This window comes from Roseovarius tibetensis (assembly GCF_050896375.1).
Taxonomy (GTDB): Bacteria; Pseudomonadota; Alphaproteobacteria; order Rhodobacterales; family Rhodobacteraceae; genus Roseovarius; species Roseovarius tibetensis.
In genome coordinates this window covers 178,732-198,877 of the sequence record NZ_JBPBBB010000001.1, presented here as the reverse complement: position 1 = coordinate 198,877, position 20,146 = coordinate 178,732, and the positions used below count along the sequence as shown (strand labels likewise).

General features: G+C 65.8%; 22 protein-coding genes. 15 read left to right on the top strand and 7 right to left on the bottom strand.

Annotated features, from left to right (window positions below):
• The first annotated feature begins 20 nt into the window (after positions 1 to 20).
• The 6 genes from fabD to mltG all read left to right on the top strand — a co-directional run bounded on the left by fabD (position 21) and on the right by mltG (position 5,818).
• The gene (gene fabD / locus ACROSR_RS01025; RefSeq protein WP_432681890.1) at positions 21 to 965 is read left to right on the top strand and encodes an ACP S-malonyltransferase; all 945 of its coding nucleotides are present in this window, start codon (positions 21 to 23) and stop codon (positions 963 to 965) included.
• Positions 966 to 1,000: 35 nt separating this feature from the next.
• Positions 1,001 to 1,738, top strand: a complete 738-nt coding sequence (fabG, locus tag ACROSR_RS01020; protein WP_432681889.1) for a 3-oxoacyl-[acyl-carrier-protein] reductase — start codon at positions 1,001 to 1,003, stop codon at positions 1,736 to 1,738.
• A gap of 229 nt (positions 1,739 to 1,967) precedes the next feature.
• Positions 1,968 to 2,201, top strand: coding sequence for an acyl carrier protein (locus ACROSR_RS01015; RefSeq protein WP_050663737.1), 234 nt, complete (start codon positions 1,968 to 1,970; stop codon positions 2,199 to 2,201).
• A gap of 328 nt (positions 2,202 to 2,529) precedes the next feature.
• Positions 2,530 to 3,273, top strand: coding sequence for a 1-(5-phosphoribosyl)-5-[(5-phosphoribosylamino)methylideneamino] imidazole-4-carboxamide isomerase (locus ACROSR_RS01010; protein WP_432681888.1), 744 nt, complete (start codon positions 2,530 to 2,532; stop codon positions 3,271 to 3,273).
• Positions 3,274 to 3,398: 125 nt separating this feature from the next.
• The gene (gene fabF, locus ACROSR_RS01005; protein WP_432681887.1) at positions 3,399 to 4,658 is read left to right on the top strand and encodes a beta-ketoacyl-ACP synthase II; all 1,260 of its coding nucleotides are present in this window, start codon (positions 3,399 to 3,401) and stop codon (positions 4,656 to 4,658) included.
• Positions 4,658 to 5,818 carry an endolytic transglycosylase MltG gene (gene mltG / locus ACROSR_RS01000; RefSeq protein WP_432681886.1) on the top strand — a complete coding sequence of 387 codons (1,161 nt, stop codon included), beginning with the start codon at positions 4,658 to 4,660 and terminating at the stop codon, positions 5,816 to 5,818. The genes fabF and mltG overlap by 1 nt, the downstream gene beginning before the upstream one ends.
• A gap of 40 nt (positions 5,819 to 5,858) precedes the next feature.
• Here mltG and ACROSR_RS00995 read toward each other — a convergent pair whose 3' ends face one another.
• From ACROSR_RS00995 to ACROSR_RS00975, 5 genes are all read right to left on the bottom strand, one after another.
• The gene (locus ACROSR_RS00995) at positions 5,859 to 7,877 is read right to left on the bottom strand and encodes a capsule polysaccharide biogenesis protein (RefSeq protein WP_432681885.1); all 2,019 of its coding nucleotides are present in this window, start codon (positions 7,875 to 7,877) and stop codon (positions 5,859 to 5,861) included.
• The gene (locus ACROSR_RS00990) at positions 7,874 to 8,101 is read right to left on the bottom strand and encodes a hypothetical protein (RefSeq protein WP_490166891.1); all 228 of its coding nucleotides are present in this window, start codon (positions 8,099 to 8,101) and stop codon (positions 7,874 to 7,876) included. Before ACROSR_RS00990 ends, ACROSR_RS00995 begins: the two co-directional genes overlap by 4 nt.
• Positions 8,083 to 9,146, bottom strand: a protein-coding gene (locus ACROSR_RS00985; RefSeq protein ID WP_432681884.1) for an IS630 family transposase whose coding sequence is annotated in 2 segments (ribosomal slippage) — positions 8,083 to 8,658 and positions 8,661 to 9,146 — 1,062 coding nt in all. Because the reading frame shifts where the segments join, the coding sequence is not laid out codon by codon here. The genes ACROSR_RS00990 and ACROSR_RS00985 overlap by 19 nt, the downstream gene beginning before the upstream one ends.
• A 67-nt stretch (positions 9,147 to 9,213) precedes the next feature.
• On the bottom strand, positions 9,214 to 10,152 hold the full coding sequence (locus tag ACROSR_RS00980) for a polysaccharide biosynthesis/export family protein (RefSeq protein ID WP_432681883.1): 939 nt from the start codon (positions 10,150 to 10,152) through the stop codon (positions 9,214 to 9,216).
• A 38-nt stretch (positions 10,153 to 10,190) separates the two neighbouring features.
• Complete coding sequence (locus ACROSR_RS00975; protein ID WP_432681882.1) at positions 10,191 to 11,573, bottom strand: capsule polysaccharide biogenesis protein; 1,383 nt, start codon at positions 11,571 to 11,573, stop codon at positions 10,191 to 10,193.
• A 240-nt stretch (positions 11,574 to 11,813) separates the two neighbouring features.
• On the opposite strand from ACROSR_RS00975, the gene ACROSR_RS00970 reads away from it, so the two are divergent.
• Entirely contained in the window at positions 11,814 to 12,401 is a 588-nt protein-coding gene (locus ACROSR_RS00970; protein ID WP_432681881.1) for a riboflavin synthase, read from the top strand.
• Between the two features lie 55 nt (positions 12,402 to 12,456).
• Here ACROSR_RS00970 and ACROSR_RS00965 read toward each other — a convergent pair whose 3' ends face one another.
• A complete protein-coding gene (locus ACROSR_RS00965; RefSeq protein WP_432681880.1) occupies positions 12,457 to 12,663 on the bottom strand; it encodes a cold-shock protein in 207 nt (68 codons plus the stop codon).
• Between the two features lie 213 nt (positions 12,664 to 12,876).
• Here ACROSR_RS00965 and ACROSR_RS00960 point away from each other — a divergent pair, with 213 nt between their 5' ends.
• Together ACROSR_RS00960 and ACROSR_RS00955 are read left to right on the top strand one after the other, a co-directional pair.
• The gene (locus ACROSR_RS00960) at positions 12,877 to 13,191 is read left to right on the top strand and encodes an arsenate reductase family protein (protein WP_432681879.1); all 315 of its coding nucleotides are present in this window, start codon (positions 12,877 to 12,879) and stop codon (positions 13,189 to 13,191) included.
• A 36-nt stretch (positions 13,192 to 13,227) separates the two neighbouring features.
• A complete protein-coding gene (locus tag ACROSR_RS00955) occupies positions 13,228 to 13,596 on the top strand; it encodes a hypothetical protein (RefSeq protein WP_432681878.1) in 369 nt (122 codons plus the stop codon).
• Between the two features lie 73 nt (positions 13,597 to 13,669).
• Here ACROSR_RS00955 and ACROSR_RS00950 read toward each other — a convergent pair whose 3' ends face one another.
• On the bottom strand, positions 13,670 to 15,268 hold the full coding sequence (locus ACROSR_RS00950) for a phosphoenolpyruvate carboxykinase (protein WP_432681877.1): 1,599 nt from the start codon (positions 15,266 to 15,268) through the stop codon (positions 13,670 to 13,672).
• Positions 15,269 to 15,617: 349 nt separating this feature from the next.
• On the opposite strand from ACROSR_RS00950, the gene ACROSR_RS00945 reads away from it, so the two are divergent.
• From ACROSR_RS00945 to ACROSR_RS00920, 6 genes are all read left to right on the top strand, one after another.
• Positions 15,618 to 16,325, top strand: coding sequence for a response regulator transcription factor (locus tag ACROSR_RS00945; RefSeq protein ID WP_432681876.1), 708 nt, complete (start codon positions 15,618 to 15,620; stop codon positions 16,323 to 16,325).
• 87 nt (positions 16,326 to 16,412) lie between these two features.
• A complete protein-coding gene (locus ACROSR_RS00940; protein ID WP_432682057.1) occupies positions 16,413 to 18,026 on the top strand; it encodes an ATP-binding protein in 1,614 nt (537 codons plus the stop codon).
• Positions 18,027 to 18,029: 3 nt separating this feature from the next.
• Positions 18,030 to 18,482 carry an HPr kinase/phosphorylase gene (locus tag ACROSR_RS00935; protein ID WP_432681875.1) on the top strand — a complete coding sequence of 151 codons (453 nt, stop codon included), beginning with the start codon at positions 18,030 to 18,032 and terminating at the stop codon, positions 18,480 to 18,482.
• Entirely contained in the window at positions 18,479 to 19,405 is a 927-nt protein-coding gene (gene rapZ, locus ACROSR_RS00930) for an RNase adapter RapZ (RefSeq protein WP_432681874.1), read from the top strand. The genes ACROSR_RS00935 and rapZ overlap by 4 nt, the downstream gene beginning before the upstream one ends.
• Positions 19,406 to 19,412: 7 nt before the next feature.
• Positions 19,413 to 19,805 carry a PTS sugar transporter subunit IIA gene (locus tag ACROSR_RS00925; RefSeq protein ID WP_432681873.1) on the top strand — a complete coding sequence of 131 codons (393 nt, stop codon included), beginning with the start codon at positions 19,413 to 19,415 and terminating at the stop codon, positions 19,803 to 19,805.
• 17 nt (positions 19,806 to 19,822) lie between these two features.
• Positions 19,823 to 20,101 carry an HPr family phosphocarrier protein gene (locus ACROSR_RS00920; RefSeq protein ID WP_432681872.1) on the top strand — a complete coding sequence of 93 codons (279 nt, stop codon included), beginning with the start codon at positions 19,823 to 19,825 and terminating at the stop codon, positions 20,099 to 20,101.
• Positions 20,102 to 20,146: the final 45 nt, after the last annotated feature.

Sequence of the window (20,146 nt, the reverse complement as noted above, 5' to 3'; positions counted from 1 at the left end):
GCAAGGGAGGCAAAGCACAGATGAGCCGCGCATTCGTTTTCCCCGGACAGGGTGCACAGGTGATCGGCATGGGGGCCGATCTGGCACGGGCGCACCCGGCGGCGAAGGCCGTCTTCGACGAGGTCGACGAGGCCCTGGGCGAAAGACTGTCATCGTTGATATTTGAGGGCGCGCAGGACGACCTGACGCTGACCGCCAATGCACAGCCCGCGCTTATGGCCACGTCGCTGGCCGCGATGCGGGCACTGGCCGCCGAAGGGGTCGAGGTCGGACAGGCGGCGTTCGTCGCCGGGCATTCGCTGGGGGAATATTCCGCGCTTGCCGCGGCCGGCGCGCTCGGGCTGGGCGATACCGCGCGGCTGCTGCGCATCCGGGGCCGCGCGATGCAGCAGGCGGTGCCGGTGGGCGCGGGCGCGATGGCGGCGCTTCTGGGGCTCGATTTCGAGACCGCACGGGCGGTGGCCGATGAGGCCGCTGAGGGCGAGATATGCCAGGCCGCAAATGACAACGATCCCGGCCAGGTCGTCGTCTCGGGCCACAAGGCGGCGGTCGAGCGCGCGGTCGAGCTGGCCAAGGCACGCGGCGCAAAGCGCGCCGTGATCCTGCCGGTGAGCGCGCCATTTCATTGCGACCTGATGGCGCCCGCCGCCGAGGCGATGGCGCAAGCGCTGTCGGAGGTGACGCTGGTGTCGCCGGAGGTGCCGCTGGTGTCGAATGTCCGCGCCGAGCCGGTGACCGAACCCGGCGAGATCAAGCAATTGCTGATCGCACAGGTGACCGCGCCCGTACGCTGGCGTGAAAGCGTGCAGGCCATGGCCCGCGACGGCGTCACGGAGATCTGGGAAATCGGCGCGGGCAAGGCGCTGTCGGGCATGATCCGGCGGATCGACCGCAGCCTTGCATGCCGCACCGTGGGCACGCCCGAGGATGTGACCGCGGCCGTGGCGTCGCTTGCCGCGCGCTGAGCCGCGATGCAACAGCAACGAGAAGGAAGCGAAGAATGTTCGATCTGACCGGAAAACATGCGCTGGTCACGGGCGCGTCGGGGGGCATCGGGGCCGCCATCGCCCACGCGCTGCACGGGGCCGGCGCGACCCTGGGCCTGTCGGGCACGCGGGTTGATCCGCTCGAAGCGCTGGCCGCCGAACTGGGGACGCGGGCCCACGTGCTGCCCTGTGATCTGGGCGACCCCGACGCGGTCGAGGCGCTTCCCAAGGCGGCGGTGGCGGCCATGGGCGGGCTCGATATCCTCGTCAACAATGCCGGCATCACCCGCGATCAGCTGTTCATGCGGATGTCCGACGACGATTGGGCTCAGGTGCTGGACGTGAACCTGACATCGGCTATGCGGCTGTGTCGCGGCGTGGTGCGGCCGATGATGAAGGCCCGGTGGGGACGCATCGTGAATATCGGCTCGATCGTCGGGGCGACCGGCAATCCGGGCCAGGTGAACTATGCCGCCGCCAAGGCGGGATTGTCGGGGATGACCAAATCCATCGCGCATGAGGTCGCCACGCGGGGCATCACCGCGAACATGGTCGCGCCGGGTTTCATCGAGACGCCGATGACCGACAAGATGACCGAAGACCAGAAATCCGCCCTGACCGCGCAGATCCCGGTGGCCCGCATGGGCACCCCCGAAGAGATCGCGGCGGCGGTGCTGTACCTTGCCAGCCCCGAGGCGGGCTATGTCACCGGGGCGACGCTGCATGTCAACGGCGGCATGGCGATGCTGTGAGCTGACGCGGGGTCGTTCGATGCCGCAGCGGTGTGGTGAATTCGTTTGCCATCGACAACGCATGTGCTATAGGCCACGCAGATTTGCCGGAGGAGCACGCGGTTTCTCCATCGTCCCGTGCAGGCAGGCAGTCGCAAGCCGCCCGTAGGGGCATAACAAAGCCGCTTCCCGCACCGGGCGGGGGCAAAGACCGGGCCCGTTCGGCCCACCACAAGATGAGGAACAAGACATGAGCGATATCGCAGACCGCGTGAAAAAGATCGTTGTGGAACACCTGGGGGTCGAAGAGGACAAGGTGGTCGACAAGGCCTCTTTCATCGACGATCTCGGGGCTGACAGCCTTGACACGGTCGAGCTGGTCATGGCGTTCGAAGAGGAATTCGGCATCGAGATTCCCGACGACGCGGCGGACACCATCCAGACCGTGGGCGACGCGGTGAAGTTCATCTCTGAAGCGTCCTGAGATCACGCCATGTCGCGATGTGACGGCCCTGCCCATTGGCGGGGCCGTCGCGTTTTGGAAGACAGGGTTTCGCAGGCAGGGACACCCGGCCGGCCGGGTATCTGTGCCGCGGCCTGATCGCGCGCTGCCGACGTCCCCGTGCCGGACACTGTCAGAACCCACCGGATGCGGGGTAGGCAGGGCGGAAAAGCGTGGTATCATGCCGCTGCGGTCGTAGCGGTGGTCGCCGCGTATCGGCAGGATAGTAACATATCGCGGTGTCCTGCCATGACGCGCCGGACCCGCCATCTGGCACGATGCCATCACCGCGGCAGGAACGGGGCATGACATGATCATCTATCCGACACTCGAACTTCTCGACGGCAAGTGCGTCAATCTCCGGCGCGGCCGGCTCGACGAGCCGGTGATCTGGCACGTGGACCCGGTCGAGACGGCGCGCGGATTTGCGAGCGCCGGCGCCGAGTGGATGCACCTGACCGACATGAACGGGCTGCGCGGCGAGGGCGGCAACGACGCCCTCGTGCAGGAGATCATCCGCACCGTGGGCATCCCCGTGCAACTTGGTGGCGGCTTTCGCGCACGCGACTCGGTCAGTCGCTGGATCGATCACGGCGCGGGACGGGTTGTGCTGGGCACCATGGCCCTTCACGATCCAGAGGGTGTCAAGGAACTGGCGAAATACCATCCCGACCAGATCGTCGTCGCCGTCGATGTCTATCAGGGCCAGTTGATGACCGCGGGCTGGCACACCCCGAGCGTCTTCGGCGCGGACGACTTTATCCGCGCGTTCGACGGGGTGCCGCTGGCGGGGTTCATCGTCACCGATATCGACGCCGATATCGAGGAAAGTGACGGCAGCCTCGGGGTGATCTCGGGTCTGGCGGCGCAGACGCGGCTGCCGGTCATCGCGCGCGGCACGGTTCACGGCATCGACGATGTCGCACGGCTGCGGTACCTTCCGAACATCGCCGGAACGCTGATAGGGCGGGCGCTTTTGGCAAAGGATGTCGATCTTGGCGAGGCGCTGCGCATGGCGCGCATGCCGATCGAACAGACCGCCGAATTCCAGTAGCCCCCGCATCGGCATCATGCCCCGCGCATCGGCGTCTCCTTGCGCGGCGTCGTCGGGTCGCTCTTGCCCCGTGGGCCAAAGCCGGGGTAGATACGCCCGGGTAAAAACAAAGAAAGGGCAGCACCATGCGGCGTGTCGTTGTCACAGGGCTGGGGCTTGTTACCCCGTTGGCCGACGGGGTCGAGGAAAGCTGGAGCCGTCTTCTGGACGGGCAATCCGGGGCCGGGACGATCACCCGGTTCGATCCGGCCAACGTGGTCACGAAATATGCCTGCGAGGTGCCTTACGGTGACGGCAGCAACGGGACGTTCAATCCCGATCGCTACATGGAACCCAAGGAGCGCCGCAAGGTCGATCACTTCATCCTGTATGGCATGGCCGCGGCGCAGCAAGCCATCGAGGATGCGGACTGGCAACCCGAGGCGGCAGAGGACCTTGAACGCACCGGCGTGATGATGGGCTCTGGAATCGGCGGTCTGCGCTCGATCGAGGAGACCACGAACATCATCCGCGACAAGGGGGTGCGGCGCGTCTCGCCGTTCTTCATTCCGGGCGCGCTCATCAACCTGATCTCGGGGCAGATCAGCATCCGCTACGGGTACAAGGGCCCCAACCATTCGGTCGTGACCGCCTGCGCCACGGGGGCCCATGCCATCGGTGACGCCGCACGGCTCGTGATGTTCGGCGATGCCGACGTGATGGTGGCAGGCGGCGCCGAGGCGTCGATCTGCGAGATCGGGATCGCCGGCTTCAATGCCTGCAAGGCGCTTTCGACCAAGCGCGCGGATGACCCCAAGGCGGCCAGCCGTCCCTATGACACCGACCGCGACGGGTTCGTGATGGGCGAGGGCGCGGGCGTCGTGGTCCTTGAGGAGTACGAGCACGCGCGCGCCCGCGGCGCCAAGATCTATGGCGAGATCCTGGGTTACGGCATGTCCGGCGACGCGTATCACATCACCGCCCCCGCCGAGGATGGCGATGGCGGTCTGCGGGCCATGCGGGCCGCGCTGAAAAGTTCCGGGCTGCGCCCGGACGAGGTGGATTACATCAATGCGCACGGCACATCGACCATGGCCGACCCGATCGAGCTGAAGGCCGTCGAACGGCTTCTTGGCGATGCGGCGGAACAGGCCACGCTGACCTCGACCAAGTCGGCGACCGGGCATCTGCTGGGCGCGGCGGGGGCTGTCGAGGCGATCTTCTCGATCCTCGCGATACGCGATCAGGTGGCCCCGCCGACGATCAACCTCGACACCCCGGCTGTGGACACGCCGCTCGATCTGGCCGCCAATGCCAAGCAGCCGCGCAGGATCGATGTCGCGCTGTCCAACAGCTTCGGCTTCGGCGGCACCAACGCCGCGCTTCTGGTCGGGAAACCGCGCTGATGTGGCGGCATATCGTCTCGAATGTGCTGACGCTGCTGGTGGTCGCGCTGTTTCTTCTCGGGGGGGTCATTCTGTGGGGACAGGCGCAATACACGGGCGAAGGACCGCATTCCGAGGCGGTCTGCCTGCGGGTCGAGCCGGGCAGCACGATCCGGCCTGTATCGAACCGGCTTGAGGAAGACGGTACCGTCACGCATGCGGCGATCTTCCGTATCGGCGTGGATTACGCCGGCAAGGCGGACGATCTCAAGGCCGGAAGCTGGCTGATCCCCGAGGGGGCGAGCATGGCCGAGATCGCCGACATCATCACAAGCGGCGGCGCAAGCACCTGTGGAACCGAGGTGATCTGGCGCATCGGCGTGACCTCCGCCGAAGCGGTGGTACGAGAACTCGACACCGGCACAAGCCGCTACGAAGAGCGCGCGGCCTTCGATCCGATGGACCCGGATGCGATCCCGCCCGAGATCTATCAGACCGTGCGGGACCGGGCCGACACCCGCTATCGCATCGCCTTTGCCGAGGGCGTCACCAGCTGGCAGGTCGTCGAAGGATTGCGCGCCGTCGAGGTGCTGACCGGCGAGGTGGCGCGGGTGCCCGATGAGGGCACGCTCGCGCCGCGCAGCTACGAGGTGCGCGGCGGTGACAGCCGTGCGGACGTTCTGGCCCGGATGGCTGCCGCGCAGGAGGATATCCTCGCGGCCGCATGGCAGACCCGCGCCGAGGATCTGCCGCTGAACAGTCCGCAAGAGGCGTTGATTCTTGCCTCGATCATTGAAAAGGAAACCGCCGTTGCAGGCGAGCGTCGGCAGGTGGCCAGCGTGTTCGTCAACAGGCTGCGACGCGGCATGCGGCTGCAGACCGATCCCACGGTGATCTACGGGATCACCGAGGGGCAGGGCGTGCTGGGGCGCGGGTTGCGGCAAAGCGAACTGAACCGCTCCACGGCTTGGAACACCTATGCCATCGACGGGCTGCCGCCCACGCCGATCGCCAATCCCGGCAAGGAAAGCATCGAGGCCGCGGTCGATCCGGCCGATACGGATTACGTGTTCTTCGTGGCCGATGGCAGTGGCGGGCACGCCTTTGCCGAGACGCTGGCCGAGCATAACCGGAACGTCGCCCGCTGGCGCGAGATCGAGGCCGAGCGATCGGGTAACTGACCAAGCTATATTGAGTATTTCAGGAAAGATGAAGCCGGGATCAACGCCAGAGCGGGGCGTGGGTTGCCAGCGCGCCCTGAAGCTTGGCCAGAAGGCGGTTCGATGGTCCCGGGCCTGGCAGCGGGCCATGGATAAGGCGGTGCGCCACCACCTCGACCGGGCAGGCCGTCCCGGTGACGGGGTCGAAATAGCGCGGATAATCGATGAGCGTGGCATGCACGAGCCCGCAAAGCGTGGGGCGCGCGCTGCGACGCGGTGTCGGTGTCCCGAGGTCGCGGGTCAGGCCCCAGCCGGCATAGAAGGGGGTGCCGGTGGTGATGACGGGAACACCGCGCAGCAGCGCCTCGAATCCCAGCAGCGAGGTCATCGTCCAGACGGCGTGGACATGTGCCAGCAACTGCGCCGGGTCGGTGCCGCCGACCGTCATGTCGGCGAGGTCGCGTAGCCGCGCGTCGGGCACGGCACCCGGCCGCAGCCCGGCCTCGACATCGGGATGCGGTTTGTAGAGGATCACCACATCGGGGTTTTCGGCTCGCACCTTTTCCAGCAGCGCGAGATTCGTGTTGATCGCGCCCGCGCCGGTCGTGATCGACGCGTCGTCCTCGACCTGTCCGGGGACCAGGATGCGATTGCCGGCGGGCAGGGCGGGCGGCGGTGCGCCGTGGTTGTACTTGCTCAGACCGTGCTGCGTCAGCGTGGCGAGCAACCGTTCGGCGCGCGCCATCTGATCCGGTCGCAGCATTGCGCGGGCCGCGATCAGGTGCTCGAGTCGGCTGGGGGCGGCGGGATCGTAATAAATGCCCAGGTCGTCGAGCACCAGCGACAAGGGCGGCACCAGGTCGGCCCCCAGCCCGCGTGAGCGCAGGAACCCGTCCTCGACCCGCGTGGCACGGCCGGGGGTGGTGGCGGCCTGGCTGGCCCAGACCATCGCGGGCCGGTCAGGTCGGGGCGGGCCGGAGAATCGCATCCGGGCGTGCCGTCCGAAAAAACGCCGCAGCGGCGCGCGTTTCCACATCCGCATGCCATGGGCCGTCCAGCCATGGCGGTCCTCGCGCCAGGTCCGCGCCTCGGCCGCGAGGGCCTCGATCGCGGTTTCCGCGTCGCAGAGCCGGTCACGATGCGGATCGTACCACGTGGGGTAGAGCAGCATCGCCCCGGCGAAAAGCTGCGCCGGGCTCAGACCGCGCCCGCGCCGTGGCAGGGGGCGCGGGTGGCAATCCGTGGTCAGGCCCCAGCCGGCATAAAAAGGCCGCCCGTAGACCCGAGGCCGGTGGCCGGCGCAGATCGCCTCGAACCCCAGTTGCGAGGTGACGGTGTAGACGGCCCGCGCCCCGGCCAGAAGCGTCCAGGGGCTGACGGGATCGCGGATGAGGCGGGTGCGTCCCCCCGCGTCGGCGGGCGAGAAATGGCCGGGCCGGTGGCCGGCGGCCGTTTCCGGATGGGCCTTTATCAGGATGCGTGCGTCCGGGTTCTCTTGCCGCGCCTGATGCAGCATACGGCGGAACGTGGCCGCGTCAGCCCCGCCATGGCGGACAGAGGCATCGCCGCGCGTCTGGTCGATCACCAGCACATAGCCGGGATCGGGACAGGGAAGGTCCGGGTCAACCGCGCTGTATTTCGTCAGATGTGATTCTTGCAGCCGCGCGATGCACCCCTGCGCGCGTTCCATAAGTGCCGGGTCGTCAAGCGGGTGCGTGCCCAGCAGATGTTCCAGATCCGACGGTGTGTCCGCGTCGAAATGCACGCCGCCCCGGTCAATGACGAGACCGAGCGGCGGTGCGCCCGCACGTCCCGGAAAGAGGGATCGCAGAAAGGCGTCCTCGACCCGCAGAAGGCCCGCACCCGTGCGTGCCGCCATCGTCTCGCCGCGCCATGCGTGGGGGCTGTGCCCCCAGACGGCGATCAGATCCTCGGGCGTGGGTCTGCCGAGGCAGAGTTCGTACCCGGACAATGCAAGGATGCGGCGCAGCCGGGGCTGCCAGAGGAAGCCCGCGTTGAAGTGGAACACCCGCCGGGGTGTCTGGTCCCCGGCGGGCGGCGCGCCGGGGACCGGATTCAAAAATCGCCTTCCAGCGTGCTGGCCGCGGTCGAGACAGAGCCCACGGCCCCGAGCGTGCCGGTCAGGGCCGCGATGGTCTTGGCGCTTTTCGAGAACGGGGCCTCGGTGACGTAGATCGTGTCCCCGTCGCGGATTCCGAATTCGCGGGCATGGAACAGCCCGGACGGCGCGGTCAGGTCGAGAACGTAATACCAACCTGCACTGATCAGAACTCTTTTGCCCATTCGCGGCCTCCGATGGAGGTGATGCGGTTGGGCTGGTCGATCAGCTTGTTCCAAGCGTCACAGCAATGATCGAGGATCTCATCATAGGACTCGAAGATGCGGTTGGAGAGCCAATTATCGCGCATGAATTGCCAGATGTTTTCGACTGGATTGAGTTCTGGGCATTTGGCTGGCAGCGGCAGGACGCTGATATTGTCGGGTATGACGAGCGCGCCGGTCATATGCCATCCGGCCTGATCCATGAGCACGACGGCATGGGCACCCGGCGCCACGGTTTGGGCGATTTCGGCAAGATGCAGGGTCATTGCGTCGGTATTGCAGACCGGCAGGACAAGCCCTGCGCCCTTGCCCAGGGTCGGGCAGATCGCCCCGAAGATATAACTTGAGATGGTGCGCTGATCATGCGGCGCCGAGGGGCGTGTTCCGCGTTTCGCCCACCGGCGCGTGATCTTGTTTTTCTGACCGACGCGCGCCTCGTCCTGGAACCAGACTTCTATTGCAGTGCCTTGCGGGAGGCCTGCACGCACCTTTTCCAGCTCGGTTGCGAAGCCCTTTTTTTAAACGCCTCCAGCGCTTCGGTGTCTTGCGCATGGTGGCGGGGCCGCGCCGTGAGCTTGACATAGCCGAGCTTCCCGAGTTCCCGGCTCACCGTGGTTTCGTGAAGCGACACCGCAAATTCCGTATGGAGCCACTGGGCCAGGTCGCTCAGCCGCCAGCGCACGACCCCGTGGACCTCCGGCGTCGGACCACTCTCCACGATCGCCGCAAGCGCCTGACGTTGCGTGTCGTCGAGCTTGGGTTGCGCACCCGGCGCCTTGCCATCGATCAGCCCGTCCGGGCCGCGGGCATTGAACCGCAGGACCCAGTCGCGCACGATCTGCAGACCCACGCCGCCGATCCGCGCCGCATCGCCCCGACGACCGCCATCGTAGATCTCGGCCAGCGCCAGCAGCCTGCGGCTCTGGTTCGCGTTCTTCGTTTTCCGGGCCAGACACCTCAATGTCGCCCCGTCAAAGTCCGCCCGTAATTCTATTGCTGCACCCATGGCCACGCCCTCCCCAACTCTGTCACCATAGAGTCAGGTTTTCGCCACCTTGGGAATCCCCCGTGAGTCAGCCTTCACGCGGCTTGGTATAAATCATGCGCTGCTCGCCGGTCAGGTCGCTGCGCCCGAGGACGCGATTGGCGATGTCCGCCGTCTCGTTGCGCAACACGAAGATGCCGGTCGGATCGGCGGCGGAGGAGACCAGGCCACCCACCCGCGCGACACCCTCGAGCGCGCTGAGGGTCTGGGTTTCGAAGGTCACGCGCGCCTGCTGGCCGGTGGTGCCGAGTACCGTGTAGGCGCGGGTATCGGCCTCGACGAGGATGCGGTCACCGCCGCGCAGCGCGATGTCGGATTTCGGGTGCTCGAACAGGTCGCGGAACCACACGCGCGAACGGTGACCGCCCCGGATGACCGTGATCTGTGCCACGTCGGGCTTGATCGCGATCCCGCCGGCAGAGGCGAGCATCGCCGACAGCGTGCGCGTCGGGGCCTCGATCGGGTAGACGCCCTGACCGTTGACCGCACCGCTGACCGACACGGTGGCGCCGTCGCCGGCCACGCGGCGCACCTCGACCTGTGGATCGGGGGTCTGCTGATCGAGTTTCTCGGTGATGACGCGCCGCACGGCCTCGGGCGTGTTTCCGGCGGCCTTGATGCGGCCGGCATAGGGCACGAAGATGAATCCGGAGCCGTCGACCTGGACTTCCTCGAGGATGGTCTGATTGCCGGGTTCGCCTGCCATGAGCCCGTCATCGACGTTTTCCCAGATGGTCAGCCCAAGCGTATCGCCCGGTCGGATCGTGTCGGAGCCCAGCACGGCGGCGTTGCGGAGGGCCGCGGAAAACCCCAGACCGGGCTGCACATCGGTCACGCGGGCGACGCGGTTGTCGACCTCCACGATATGGGCATCGCCCTGCTGGTCCACCGCGCTTTGGTAGATCTCGGCCTTGCCGGGGCCGCTGCTTGGCAGGGCGCACCCGGCCAGGGTGAGCACGGTGAGCAAGAGTGCGACGAGTCTCGTCGATCGTATGTGTCGGGATATCACTGCCCGGCCTCCTCGACCTGTTGGTATCTGGCTTGCCTGTGCCGGGACGCTAGCGGCGTTGCCTGCGAAGATCCATCCCTCCCGCGATGCGATTTCGGGGGAAAGGCCGCATCTGTTGCCGCAGTGCCGCGGATCAGCGCATCATAGGGATCGTCACGCGACAGCATCATGTCGACCACGCTGTGCAACACCTGGCGGCGTCCGCGTGCGGAATAGAACCCGCCCGCGACCTGGCTGGTTGCCAGAAGAAAGCGGCGGTAATCGGCATAGGCCTCGCGGTCGGGCCGGTCGGCCCCGGCAAAGAAATCCGGCAGCGGCGCCCCCGAGACGAATTCCGGCTTGTCATAGACTGCCCGCCCGAAGCTGCGCAGCGGAAGCCCGCGCCAGAGGACCTGTTGCCCCGCCGTCGAGTTGATCGTGACGGCGCTGCGCGCCGCGTCCAGCAGATGCGCGAGCTTGCCCCCCGGCAGGTAATGGACGCGGCCTTGCACGCCATGCGCCATTACCAGCCGGCGCAACGTTGCGCGGATCGGCGCGCGGCCGTCCTCCAGCGGGTGCGCCTTGACCACGAGGTGATGATCTGGCGGCGCGCCGCGCGCGAACCCGTCGATCACGGTGTCCAGGAACGCCGCCGTGGTCGTGAAGGGGGAATGCGCCTGGACCGCGGCGTCATGTTCCAGTTGCAGGAGCGCGACGTGATAGGGAAACCCGCCACGCCGGATGCGCCGCGTGGCGATATGCCGGTCGATGGCGCGGAACGGCATCAGCGCCAACCGCTTGAGGTACACGCGGAATTCCTGCCGGACGCTCAGGGCGCGGTGCGGGCGAAAGCCGCGATAGCCACGATTCAGACATAGAACGACGCCGTGATACAGGGCCCCGTAGAAGATATGTTGGCGCATGTCGCCCCAGCTGGCCGGGGGCATGGCGGTGTCCGCCTCCGGGTGCGTCAGCGCCGCGCGCATCTGGGGAACGCTCATCCCCATCAGGCGCGAGTGGCCGTTGCTTCCGCCGCGCTCGTAGGTCACCCAGTAGGGCCGCATGTACCCTTCCTCGAAGACATGCACTGTCAGCCCCGCCTCGTGCGCGATCCCGACCGCGCGAGCGTGGACGGGACGGGTATCGCCGTAAAGCACAAGATCCGTGATCGCCCGTTCGGTGATAAGATCGCGCAGGTGGCCGGGCCAGTCCACGGCCGGCCCGCGACAGGGAATATAGCTGGCCGCATCGGGCCAGAAGGCGCGGTCGCCCGCGTTGAACCCGACACGCCAGACGGTCGCCCCCCTCTGGCGCAGCCGTTCGCCCAGACGGTAAAAGAACGGCCCATGAGGCCCCTGAAGAAACAGGAAGCTGCGGTTCGCGCCGCTCAACCCCGTCATGTGCGTCGCGTCGCTCTGCAAGTCATGCGCGATACGCTAAAGCAAGTTCGTGGGACTTTGATAGCCCTATTGTGCCGCGATCCTTGCCGAATCGACCCGATGGCCCGTGTCGCTGCGCCAGCGGGCCGCGCGGGGCCGTCCGCCTGAAGGTGCGCGGCAATCACGCCGCGCGGGTCCGTGCGGCTTGTCTTGCGGTGCAGGCAGGGCTAGGTCCGGTTTGAGACAGGAAAGGAGCCGACGATGTTCACTGGCATCATCACCGATATGGGGCATGTTCGCGGCGTAGAACAGCATGGCGACATGCGGGCGCGCATCGGAACCGGGTATGACACCAGCACGATCGTGATCGGCGCCTCGATCGCCTGTGACGGGGTTTGCCTGACCGTGGTCGACCTGGGGCCGGACTGGTTCGACGTCGATATTTCCGCCGAGACCGTGTCGAAAACCAACCTGTCGGAATGGCGCGAGGGGACGCGCGTCAATCTCGAACGTGCGCTACGGGTCGGGGACGAGCTGGGCGGTCATATCGTGGCGGGCCATGTGGACGGTCTGGCCGAGGTCGTGGATCTGCGCGACGACGGCGACAGCACACGCGTCACCTTGCGCGCGCCCGACGGATTGGCCCGTTTCATCGCGCCCAAGGGATCGGTGGCGCTGAACGGCACGTCGCTGACCGTGAACGATGTCGCCGGATGCGATTTCGGGATCAACTTCATTCCCCATACCAAGGATGTGACGACATGGCGGGACGTCGCGGTGGGGGATCAGGTCAATCTCGAAATCGACACCCTGGCGAGGTACGTCGCACGGCTGGCCGAAGCTGGGTGATCGCGGCCGCACCGTTCCGGCACGGACGCCAGCACCCTGTCTGCGAGGTGTTCCGTCAGAGCAGCTTGAGATCCGCGGCCATCTGGCGCCCGTCGCGCCCGTCCATCAGCTCGAACGCGACCTTTTGGTCATCCGCGAGCCCGGTCAGCCCCGAGCGTTCGACCGCAGAGATGTGCACGAACACGTCCTTTCCGCCGTCCTCCGGCGCGATAAAGCCGTAACCCTTCGTTGTATTGAACCATTTCACGGTGCCGGTCGGCATGCCGCTTCTCCTTTGTCTTCGCGTCCCCGGAATATGCCGGGCCATCATGTGACACCGATCGTCAGAGGCGCGTGACGTGCTGCAACCGCACCACAGTCCGCCCGGGACGCCCGGTGGTGAAATATGATTGCACCGCCAATGTAAAAATCAAGCGAAACCCCGTGACGCGACTGCGATTGCCCGGTATTCAGGCGCAAATGAAAGGGATGCACCGTGATAGTTTACGGCCTGAAAACCTGTGATACCTGCCGCAAGGCGTTGAAATCGCTTGACAATGCAGAGTTTCGCGATCTGCGTGCAGACGGGTTGCCCGCAGACGTGGCACAGGCGGCGCATGCGACGTTCGGCGCGGATCTGGTGAATCGAAGATCGACCACGTGGCGCCAGTTGTCCGAAGCCGAGCGCGCCCGCGATCCGCGCGCGTTGCTGGCCGATCATCCGACCCTGATGAAGCGCCCGCTGATCGACGATGCGGGCACGCTCTACCTGGGCTGGGGCAAGGACACGCAGGCCGCGCTACTGGGGTGACGGCCGCCGGACGACACTGACCAGAGGAGTGTGACAATGCGCAGCGCGGCAATGGTTCTGGGGATCATCGGGGGATGCCTCGCGGTGCTCGTGGGGTTTTTCAGCTATGGGTATACCGAGGCTGTCGACCGCTTTGGCGAGGTCGAGGGGCTTCTGGGTCAGGTGCGCGATCCGGTCCTGATCCGCACGGCAAGCTTCGTGGCCCCGCTGCTGGCCATTGCCGGCGGTGCCATGGCCAAGGTCCGCGCGCTTTTGGGTGGGGGACTCATGATCGTGTCCGCGGCGATGATGTATTACGCGTTCGGCTTCAACGTGTTCACCATGTTTCCCATCGGCATGACGGGGCTTGCAGGTCTGCTTGCCGTAAGCGCGGGCAAACCGGACGAGCCGAAATCGCATTTCTGAACGTGCAGCGCGCAGATCCGGAATGACACCCCGCCCCGACCAGAGGGTCGGGACGGGGTCGGCACCGCGTAGATCAGCCGATCGCGGCCGCCTTCACATCGTCGTCGATGAAGGGGATGTATTGGGCGAAATTGTCGGCGAACATCTGCACCAGCTTGGCCGCCTGCGCATCATAGGCGGCGGCATCGTCCCATGTGCGGCGCGGATCGAGCAGAACCTCGGCCACGCCGGGCACCGTGACCGGCACGTCAAAGCCGAAATTTTCGTCCTTGCGGAATTCCGCATCGCCGAGCGAGCCGTCAAGCGCCGCCGTCAGCAGCGCCCGCGTCGCCCGGATCGGCATCCGCGACCCGGTGCCGTAGGCGCCGCCGGTCCAGCCCGTGTTGACCAGCCAGCAGGTCGCGCCATGCGTGGCGATCTTGGTCTTTAGCAGATTTCCGTAAACCTCGGGACGGCGCGGCATGAAGGGCGCCCCGAAGCAGGTGCTGAACGTGGGCTGCGGCTCGGTCACGCCGCGTTCGGTGCCCGCGACCTTGGCGGTAAAACCCGACAGAAAGTGATACATCGCCTGCGCCGGTGTCAGCCGCGCGATGGGGGGCAGGACGCCGAACGCATCGCATGTCAGCATGATGATGTTCTTGGGATGACCCCCGAGCGCCGTTTCCGAGGCGTTCGAGATGTAGTGCAGCGGATAGGCGCAGCGCATGTTCGCGGTCAGCGAATCATCTTCGAAATCCAGCTCCAGCGTGTCGCGGTCGAACACCATGTTCTCGATCACGGTGCCGAACTTGCCGGTGGTGGCGTAGATCTCGGGCTCGGCCTCGGGGTCGAGGTTGATGGTCTTGGCGTAGCAGCCGCCCTCGAAATTGAACGTGCCGCGCTCGGACCAGCCATGCTCGTCATCGCCGATCAGGGTGCGCTCGGGATCGGCCGACAGGGTCGTCTTGCCGGTGCCCGACAGGCCGAAGAACACGGCGGCGTCCACCGGATTGTCCTGCGCATGATTGGCCGAGCAGTGCATCGGCATCACGCCGTGTTCCGGCAGCATGTAGTTGAGCAGGGTGAAAACGGATTTCTTGTTCTCGCCGGCATATTCCGTGCCCCCGACCAGAATGATCTTGCGGTCGAAATTCATCGCGATCACCGTCTCGCTGCGGCAGTCGTGACGCTCCGGATCGGCCTTGAAACCGGGACAGTTGATCAGCGTGTAATCGGCGACGAAGGCGTCCAGCGCGCTGCGCTCTGGGCGGCGCAGCATGGTGCGGTTGAACAGACTGTGCCACGCCAGTTCGGTGACCATGCGTACATGGATCGCCAGCGCGGGATCGGCGCCGCCCACCAGATCCTCGACGAACATGTCGCGTGATTTCATGTAGTCCAGCATGTCGGTGTAAAGCACGTCGAACGCCTCGGGGGTCATCGCGGCGTTGTTGTCCCACCAGATGGTGTCGCGTGTCGTGTCGGATTTCACCACGTGCTTGTCCTCGGGCGACCGGCCCGTGAACTTGCCCGTGCTGACAAGGAACGCCCCGCCGCGTCCCAGCGTGCCCTCGCCGCGCTTCAACGCGGCTTCGATCAGCGCCGGCTCGATCAGGTTGTAATGGACATCGCCCAGCCCGGTGATGCCTTGATCCTCCAGCCGGAAGTGCGGGTTGACCCGTCCGAATGTCATGATGCTTTGCTCCTGTGCGTACTGTCCGCGCCTGCGGCCTCAGAAACGGCACGACCATCAAGGGGTGCCGGTCGGGCGCCTCGCCCGGCTGGACATCCCGTAACATGAGGGGTTCGCGAAAGGACAGGTCGTTTTTTGCAGTTAGCGCAATCACCTGTGCGCGATCCCGACCGCGGTCTTCTGGACGGCATGAACGAGGCCGCGCGAGACGGGTCCGAGGGGTTTCAGGAAATCGAAAGGTCTGCGTGCTTAATTCGTATCAACGAAAACAATGATTCGTTACTGTAAGCATCAGTGATGAAGTTTTGAACGAATGCGTAGGCTAAAAATTATGGACACGCCGGAAAAAATGGCAGGATGGAAAATTGCGCTTGTCGACGACGACCGCAACATCCTCACATCCGTCGCCATGACGCTCGAGGCCGAAGGGTTTGAGGTGGCAACATTCTCCGACGGGCAGCATGCGTTCGATGCGTTCAATGACAGGATGCCCGACCTCGTGGTGCTTGACGTCAAGATGCCGGGCATGGACGGGCTTGATCTGTTGCAACGCCTGCGCGGGACATCGCAGGTGCCGGTTATTTTCCTGACCTCCAAGGATGATGAGCTTGACGAGGTGCTCGGTCTGCGCCTGGGGGCCGACGATTACATGAAAAAGCCTTTTTCTCAACGGCTTCTGGTTGAACGTATCCGCGCGCTCCTGCGTCGGCGGCACGTATCGGATGCCGAGGCGCCCATGGCGGACGAGCATGGCAGCGTGCTCGAACGGGGGGATCTGCGCATGGACCCGCAGCGCCACGCGGTGACATGGAAGGGGCGGGCGGTCACGCTGACCGGGACAGAGTTCCTGTTGCTGCAGGCGCTCGCGCAACGGCCCGGTTTCGTGAAAAGCCGCGATCAGTTGATGGACGTGGCGTATGACGACCAAGTGTATGTCGATGACCGTACCATCGACAGCCATGTCAAGCGTCTGCGCAAGAAGCTGCGTCTGGTCGATCCCGAATTCGCGGCGATCGAGACACTTTATGGCATCGGCTATCGCTATAACGAAACGTAATGTCGGGAGGCCCGCAACAGGGAGGGACCGGACGTGCCATTGGATACGGAGGAGCAAAGCGGCGTGGATCCGGGCGCGCCCAGTGGCATGAACCGTGGCCGCGACGTACGACGGGCCCGAGCGCTGATGCGCGGCTCCGCGCTTCGGCGCAGGATAATCTTTTTCAACATCACCGCTCTCAATATCCTGATCCTGGGGGTTCTTTATCTCGGCGGCGGGCCCGAGCCGCTGCTGCGCGAACGCGGCGAGACCCTCGTGCAGAATGTCAGCCTCATGGCCGACGTGATCGCCGGGCGGTTGCCCGACGAGATGCCTGTCGCCACGGTAGCTGGTGCGTGGTCGGGCGGGTCGGGTATCCTGCGGCACCTGAACCTGCGCGTAGGAACCGAGGTCATGCTGTTCGACCGCAACGGTCATCTGCTGTTGCGCCGGTGCGGTGACGCGCCGCCGACGTCGCCGCAACCGGTGCGGGCATCGACGCCCCTGTCGGACGGGCTCGACCGGATCGAGGACATGCTGACCGGGTTGTTTCTGGGCCGGGCCGATCCGGATACGCGACAGGACCCGGTCGAACTGGTGCGCGAGATGGTCGGGCCCGCCCTCGCCGATGGGCCCCAGATGGGCCGCGCCGGCCCGACGCGCGACACGGTCGTATGGGCCGCCGCCCCGGTGGTGCGGAACGGGGCCCCGGTCGCGGTTCTGGCGCTTGCCGACGCGACGGACACGCTAGACTGGCTGATCGCCGCGGAACGCGAGCGTGTGCTGCGACTTTTTCTCATCGCCGCGCTGATTTCCGTGGGCCTCAGTCTGGTGCTCGCATCAGCCATTGCCAGGCCTCTGGCCGATCTGGCGAACGCGGCGGAGACCGGGCGCAACCTCGTCCCCAGTCGGCGCGGTGCGACGGACATGCGCATCCGTATTCCGGATCTTACCGCGCGCCCCGACGAGATCGGTCGCCTGTCGGAGGCGCTGCGGGGCATGGTGGCGGCGCTTTATCACCGGATTGAAAGCAATGAACAGTTCGCCGCCGACGTGACGCACGAGATCAAGAACCCGCTGACAAGCCTGCGTTGCGCCGTGGGCGCCCTGCGTCGGGCCGAGCGCCCCGATCAGCGCGCGCGGCTTATCGAGGTGATCGAGCACGATGTGCGCCGTCTCGACCGGCTGGTCAGTGACATCTCGAGCGCCTCGCGGCTTGACAGCGATCTTGTGAAGGACGAGCAGGCGCCGTTCGACCTTCTTGCGATGTTGCGCAATCTCGGTCAGTATCTCGAAACACGGGCCAATGAGAAAGACGTGGCGTTCATCACCGATTTTCCCGAAAAGCCGATCGTCATCACCGGGCTAGAGGCAAGGCTCGCGCAGGTGTTCGTCAATCTCATCAGCAACGCGATCAGCTTTTGCGAGGCTGGGGACGCGATCCGGGTCTGGGCCCGCCAGCGGGCGAACCGGGTACTCGTCGTGGTCGAGGATACCGGTCCGGGCATTCCCGCCGACGCGCTCGAAAAGGTGTTCGACCGCTTCTACTCCAACCGGCCGGACAGCGAGTTCGGCAACAATTCCGGACTCGGGCTCGCCATCTCCAAGCAGATCGTCGAGGCGCATGACGGGGTGATCTGGGCCGAAAACATCCGCCCGACAGAGGCCGACGCCACTTCGGAGCCGCTTGGCGTGCGCTTTGTCGTGGGCCTTTCGGTGTAGCGAATGACCAATGACCCCGCCCCAGACGGGCACATGATGCACGCCACCTGCGTGGCGGTGGGCGCGCGTGCGGTACTGATCCGGGGGGCGTCCGGAAGCGGTAAATCCGGACTTGCCTTGCAGCTCATGGCGATGGGGGCCGTCCTCGTTTCGGACGATCGCACGCGCCTCTGGCGCGCCGGCGCGGCCCTAATGGCGGATGCGCCCGACACGATCCGCGGTCGAATCGAGGCGCGCGGTGTCGGCATCCTAACGGTGCCCGCGTCCGGGCCGAAGCCGGTCGCGCTGCTTGTGGACATGGACCGGACCGCGACCGAACGTCTGCCGCCCTGCACGCACGAAACCGTGATGGCGATCTCGCTGCCGCGTCTCGAAAATGCACCGCATGTGCATTTTCCGGCCGCGATTTTGCTATATCTCAGACATGAAGAGTTCGATAAATTCAGGACGTCATGACCATGGCGGATGTCAACGCCCCCGAAACCGACCGCCTGCCACCGCATCTGGTGCTTGTTACCGGGCCCTCGGGCGCGGGCCGCAGCACCGCGATCCGCGCGCTGGAGGACATGGGCTTCGAGGCGATCGACAACATGCCGTTCAGCCTGCTGCCGAGGCTGGTCGAGGGGCCGTCGCCACCGGACAAGCCACTCGCCCTCGGTCTCGACGTGCGCAACCGCGATTTCTCGACCGATGCGCTGATCGACCTGATCGACCGTCTTGAAGGGCAGGCGGGGCTGCGACTTCGGGTGCTTTATCTCGAATGTCGTCCCGAGATCCTTCAAAGACGCTTTTCGGAGACACGCAGGCGCCATCCGCTCGCCCCTGATGAAAGTGTCGAGGCGGGGATCGCCCGCGAATCCGACCTGCTGGTTCCGGTCCGGGTGCGGTCCGACCTTCTGATCGACACCTCCGACATGTCGCCGCACGATCTGCGCACCGAGCTGGAGCGCTGGTTCGCCGCCCGCGATGGTCGCGGGCTTGCGGTGTCGGTGCATTCCTTCTCGTACAAGCGCGGATTGCCGCATGGTCTCGACATGGCGCTGGACTGCCGGTTCCTGAAAAATCCCCACTGGCAGCCGGACCTGCGTGGGCTCGACGGGCGCGCGCCCGAGGTCGCGGCCTTCGTGCGGGCCGATCCGCGTTTCGACAGCTTTCATCGCCGCGTGACAGAGCTGGTGACGGAACTGCTGCCCGCCTATCAGGCCGAGGGAAAATCGTACCTCTCCATCGGGTTCGGCTGTACCGGCGGCCAGCATCGCAGCGTGGTCATGGCGGAAAGTCTTGCCGAAACCCTTGCACAGGGCGACTGGCAGGTGTCTATAAGACATCGCGAGCTGGAGCGGCGCGGCGAGGGCGGACTCCGCCGACCAGAGGAGTGACGAGGTCGTGATCGGAATTGTGATCGTGGCGCATGGCGGGCTGGCCCGCGAGTATTTGAGCGCGGTCGAACATGTGGTCGGCGTGCAGCCGGGAATTCGCGCGATCAGCATCGAGGAGGGGCATGAGCGGGCGATCAAGCAGGACGAGATCTGTGCGGCTGCGGATTCGGTCGATACCGGGGACGGTGTGATCCTGGTGACCGACATATTCGGTGGCTCGCCGTCCAATCTCGCGATGCGGGCCGGGCGTCCGGATAACCGGCGTATCCTTTACGGGGCCAATCTGCCGCTGTTGATCAAGCTGGCCAAGAGCCGCCATGTCAGCGTACCGGAGGCGGTCCGCGCCGCGCTGGAGGCCGGGCGCAAGTATATCGACAGTCACAATGTGACGACGGACTGACGAAAAGGGGCGCAGGTATGGCCGACAGGGTCACGCGACAGGTGCAGATCGTGAACGAGAAGGGGCTGCATGCGCGCGCCGCCGCCAAGCTCGTCGAGGTGGTCGAGGGCTTTGACGCCAGCGTCGAGGTGTCCCATCAGGGGCAAAGCGCCTCTGGCGACAGCATCATGGGGCTTTTGATGTTGGCAGCGGCCAAGGGAAGCATTATTGACGTCGAAATCGCGGGGTCCGACGCCGACCCCCTCGCCGATGCGATAGGGGCGCTCGTGGCCGCGCGCTTTGGCGAGGACATGTGACCGCGCCGGAAGAATCCGTCGGTCGCACCATGAGCGGAACGGGGA

What these genes read in the sequence shown, in the direction of transcription:
- fabD (WP_432681890.1), top strand. Translation starts at nt 21, where the DNA reads ATGAGCCGCGCATTCGTTTTCCCCGGACAGGGTGCACAGGTGATCGGC.
- fabG (WP_432681889.1), top strand. Translation starts at nt 1,001, where the DNA reads ATGTTCGATCTGACCGGAAAACATGCGCTGGTCACGGGCGCGTCGGGG.
- ACROSR_RS01015 (WP_050663737.1), top strand. Translation starts at nt 1,968, where the DNA reads ATGAGCGATATCGCAGACCGCGTGAAAAAGATCGTTGTGGAACACCTG.
- ACROSR_RS01010 (WP_432681888.1), top strand. Translation starts at nt 2,530, where the DNA reads ATGATCATCTATCCGACACTCGAACTTCTCGACGGCAAGTGCGTCAAT.
- fabF (WP_432681887.1), top strand. Translation starts at nt 3,399, where the DNA reads ATGCGGCGTGTCGTTGTCACAGGGCTGGGGCTTGTTACCCCGTTGGCC.
- mltG (WP_432681886.1), top strand. Translation starts at nt 4,658, where the DNA reads ATGTGGCGGCATATCGTCTCGAATGTGCTGACGCTGCTGGTGGTCGCG.
- ACROSR_RS00990 (WP_490166891.1), bottom strand. Translation starts at nt 8,101, where the DNA reads ATGGGCAAAAGAGTTCTGATCAGTGCAGGTTGGTATTACGTTCTCGAC.
- ACROSR_RS00975 (WP_432681882.1), bottom strand. Translation starts at nt 11,573, where the DNA reads ATGACGGGGTTGAGCGGCGCGAACCGCAGCTTCCTGTTTCTTCAGGGG.
- ACROSR_RS00970 (WP_432681881.1), top strand. Translation starts at nt 11,814, where the DNA reads ATGTTCACTGGCATCATCACCGATATGGGGCATGTTCGCGGCGTAGAA.
- ACROSR_RS00965 (WP_432681880.1), bottom strand. Translation starts at nt 12,663, where the DNA reads ATGCCGACCGGCACCGTGAAATGGTTCAATACAACGAAGGGTTACGGC.
- ACROSR_RS00955 (WP_432681878.1), top strand. Translation starts at nt 13,228, where the DNA reads ATGCGCAGCGCGGCAATGGTTCTGGGGATCATCGGGGGATGCCTCGCG.
- ACROSR_RS00950 (WP_432681877.1), bottom strand. Translation starts at nt 15,268, where the DNA reads ATGACATTCGGACGGGTCAACCCGCACTTCCGGCTGGAGGATCAAGGC.
- ACROSR_RS00945 (WP_432681876.1), top strand. Translation starts at nt 15,618, where the DNA reads ATGGCAGGATGGAAAATTGCGCTTGTCGACGACGACCGCAACATCCTC.
- ACROSR_RS00940 (WP_432682057.1), top strand. Translation starts at nt 16,413, where the DNA reads ATGAACCGTGGCCGCGACGTACGACGGGCCCGAGCGCTGATGCGCGGC.
- ACROSR_RS00935 (WP_432681875.1), top strand. Translation starts at nt 18,030, where the DNA reads ATGACCAATGACCCCGCCCCAGACGGGCACATGATGCACGCCACCTGC.
- rapZ (WP_432681874.1), top strand. Translation starts at nt 18,479, where the DNA reads ATGACCATGGCGGATGTCAACGCCCCCGAAACCGACCGCCTGCCACCG.
- ACROSR_RS00920 (WP_432681872.1), top strand. Translation starts at nt 19,823, where the DNA reads ATGGCCGACAGGGTCACGCGACAGGTGCAGATCGTGAACGAGAAGGGG.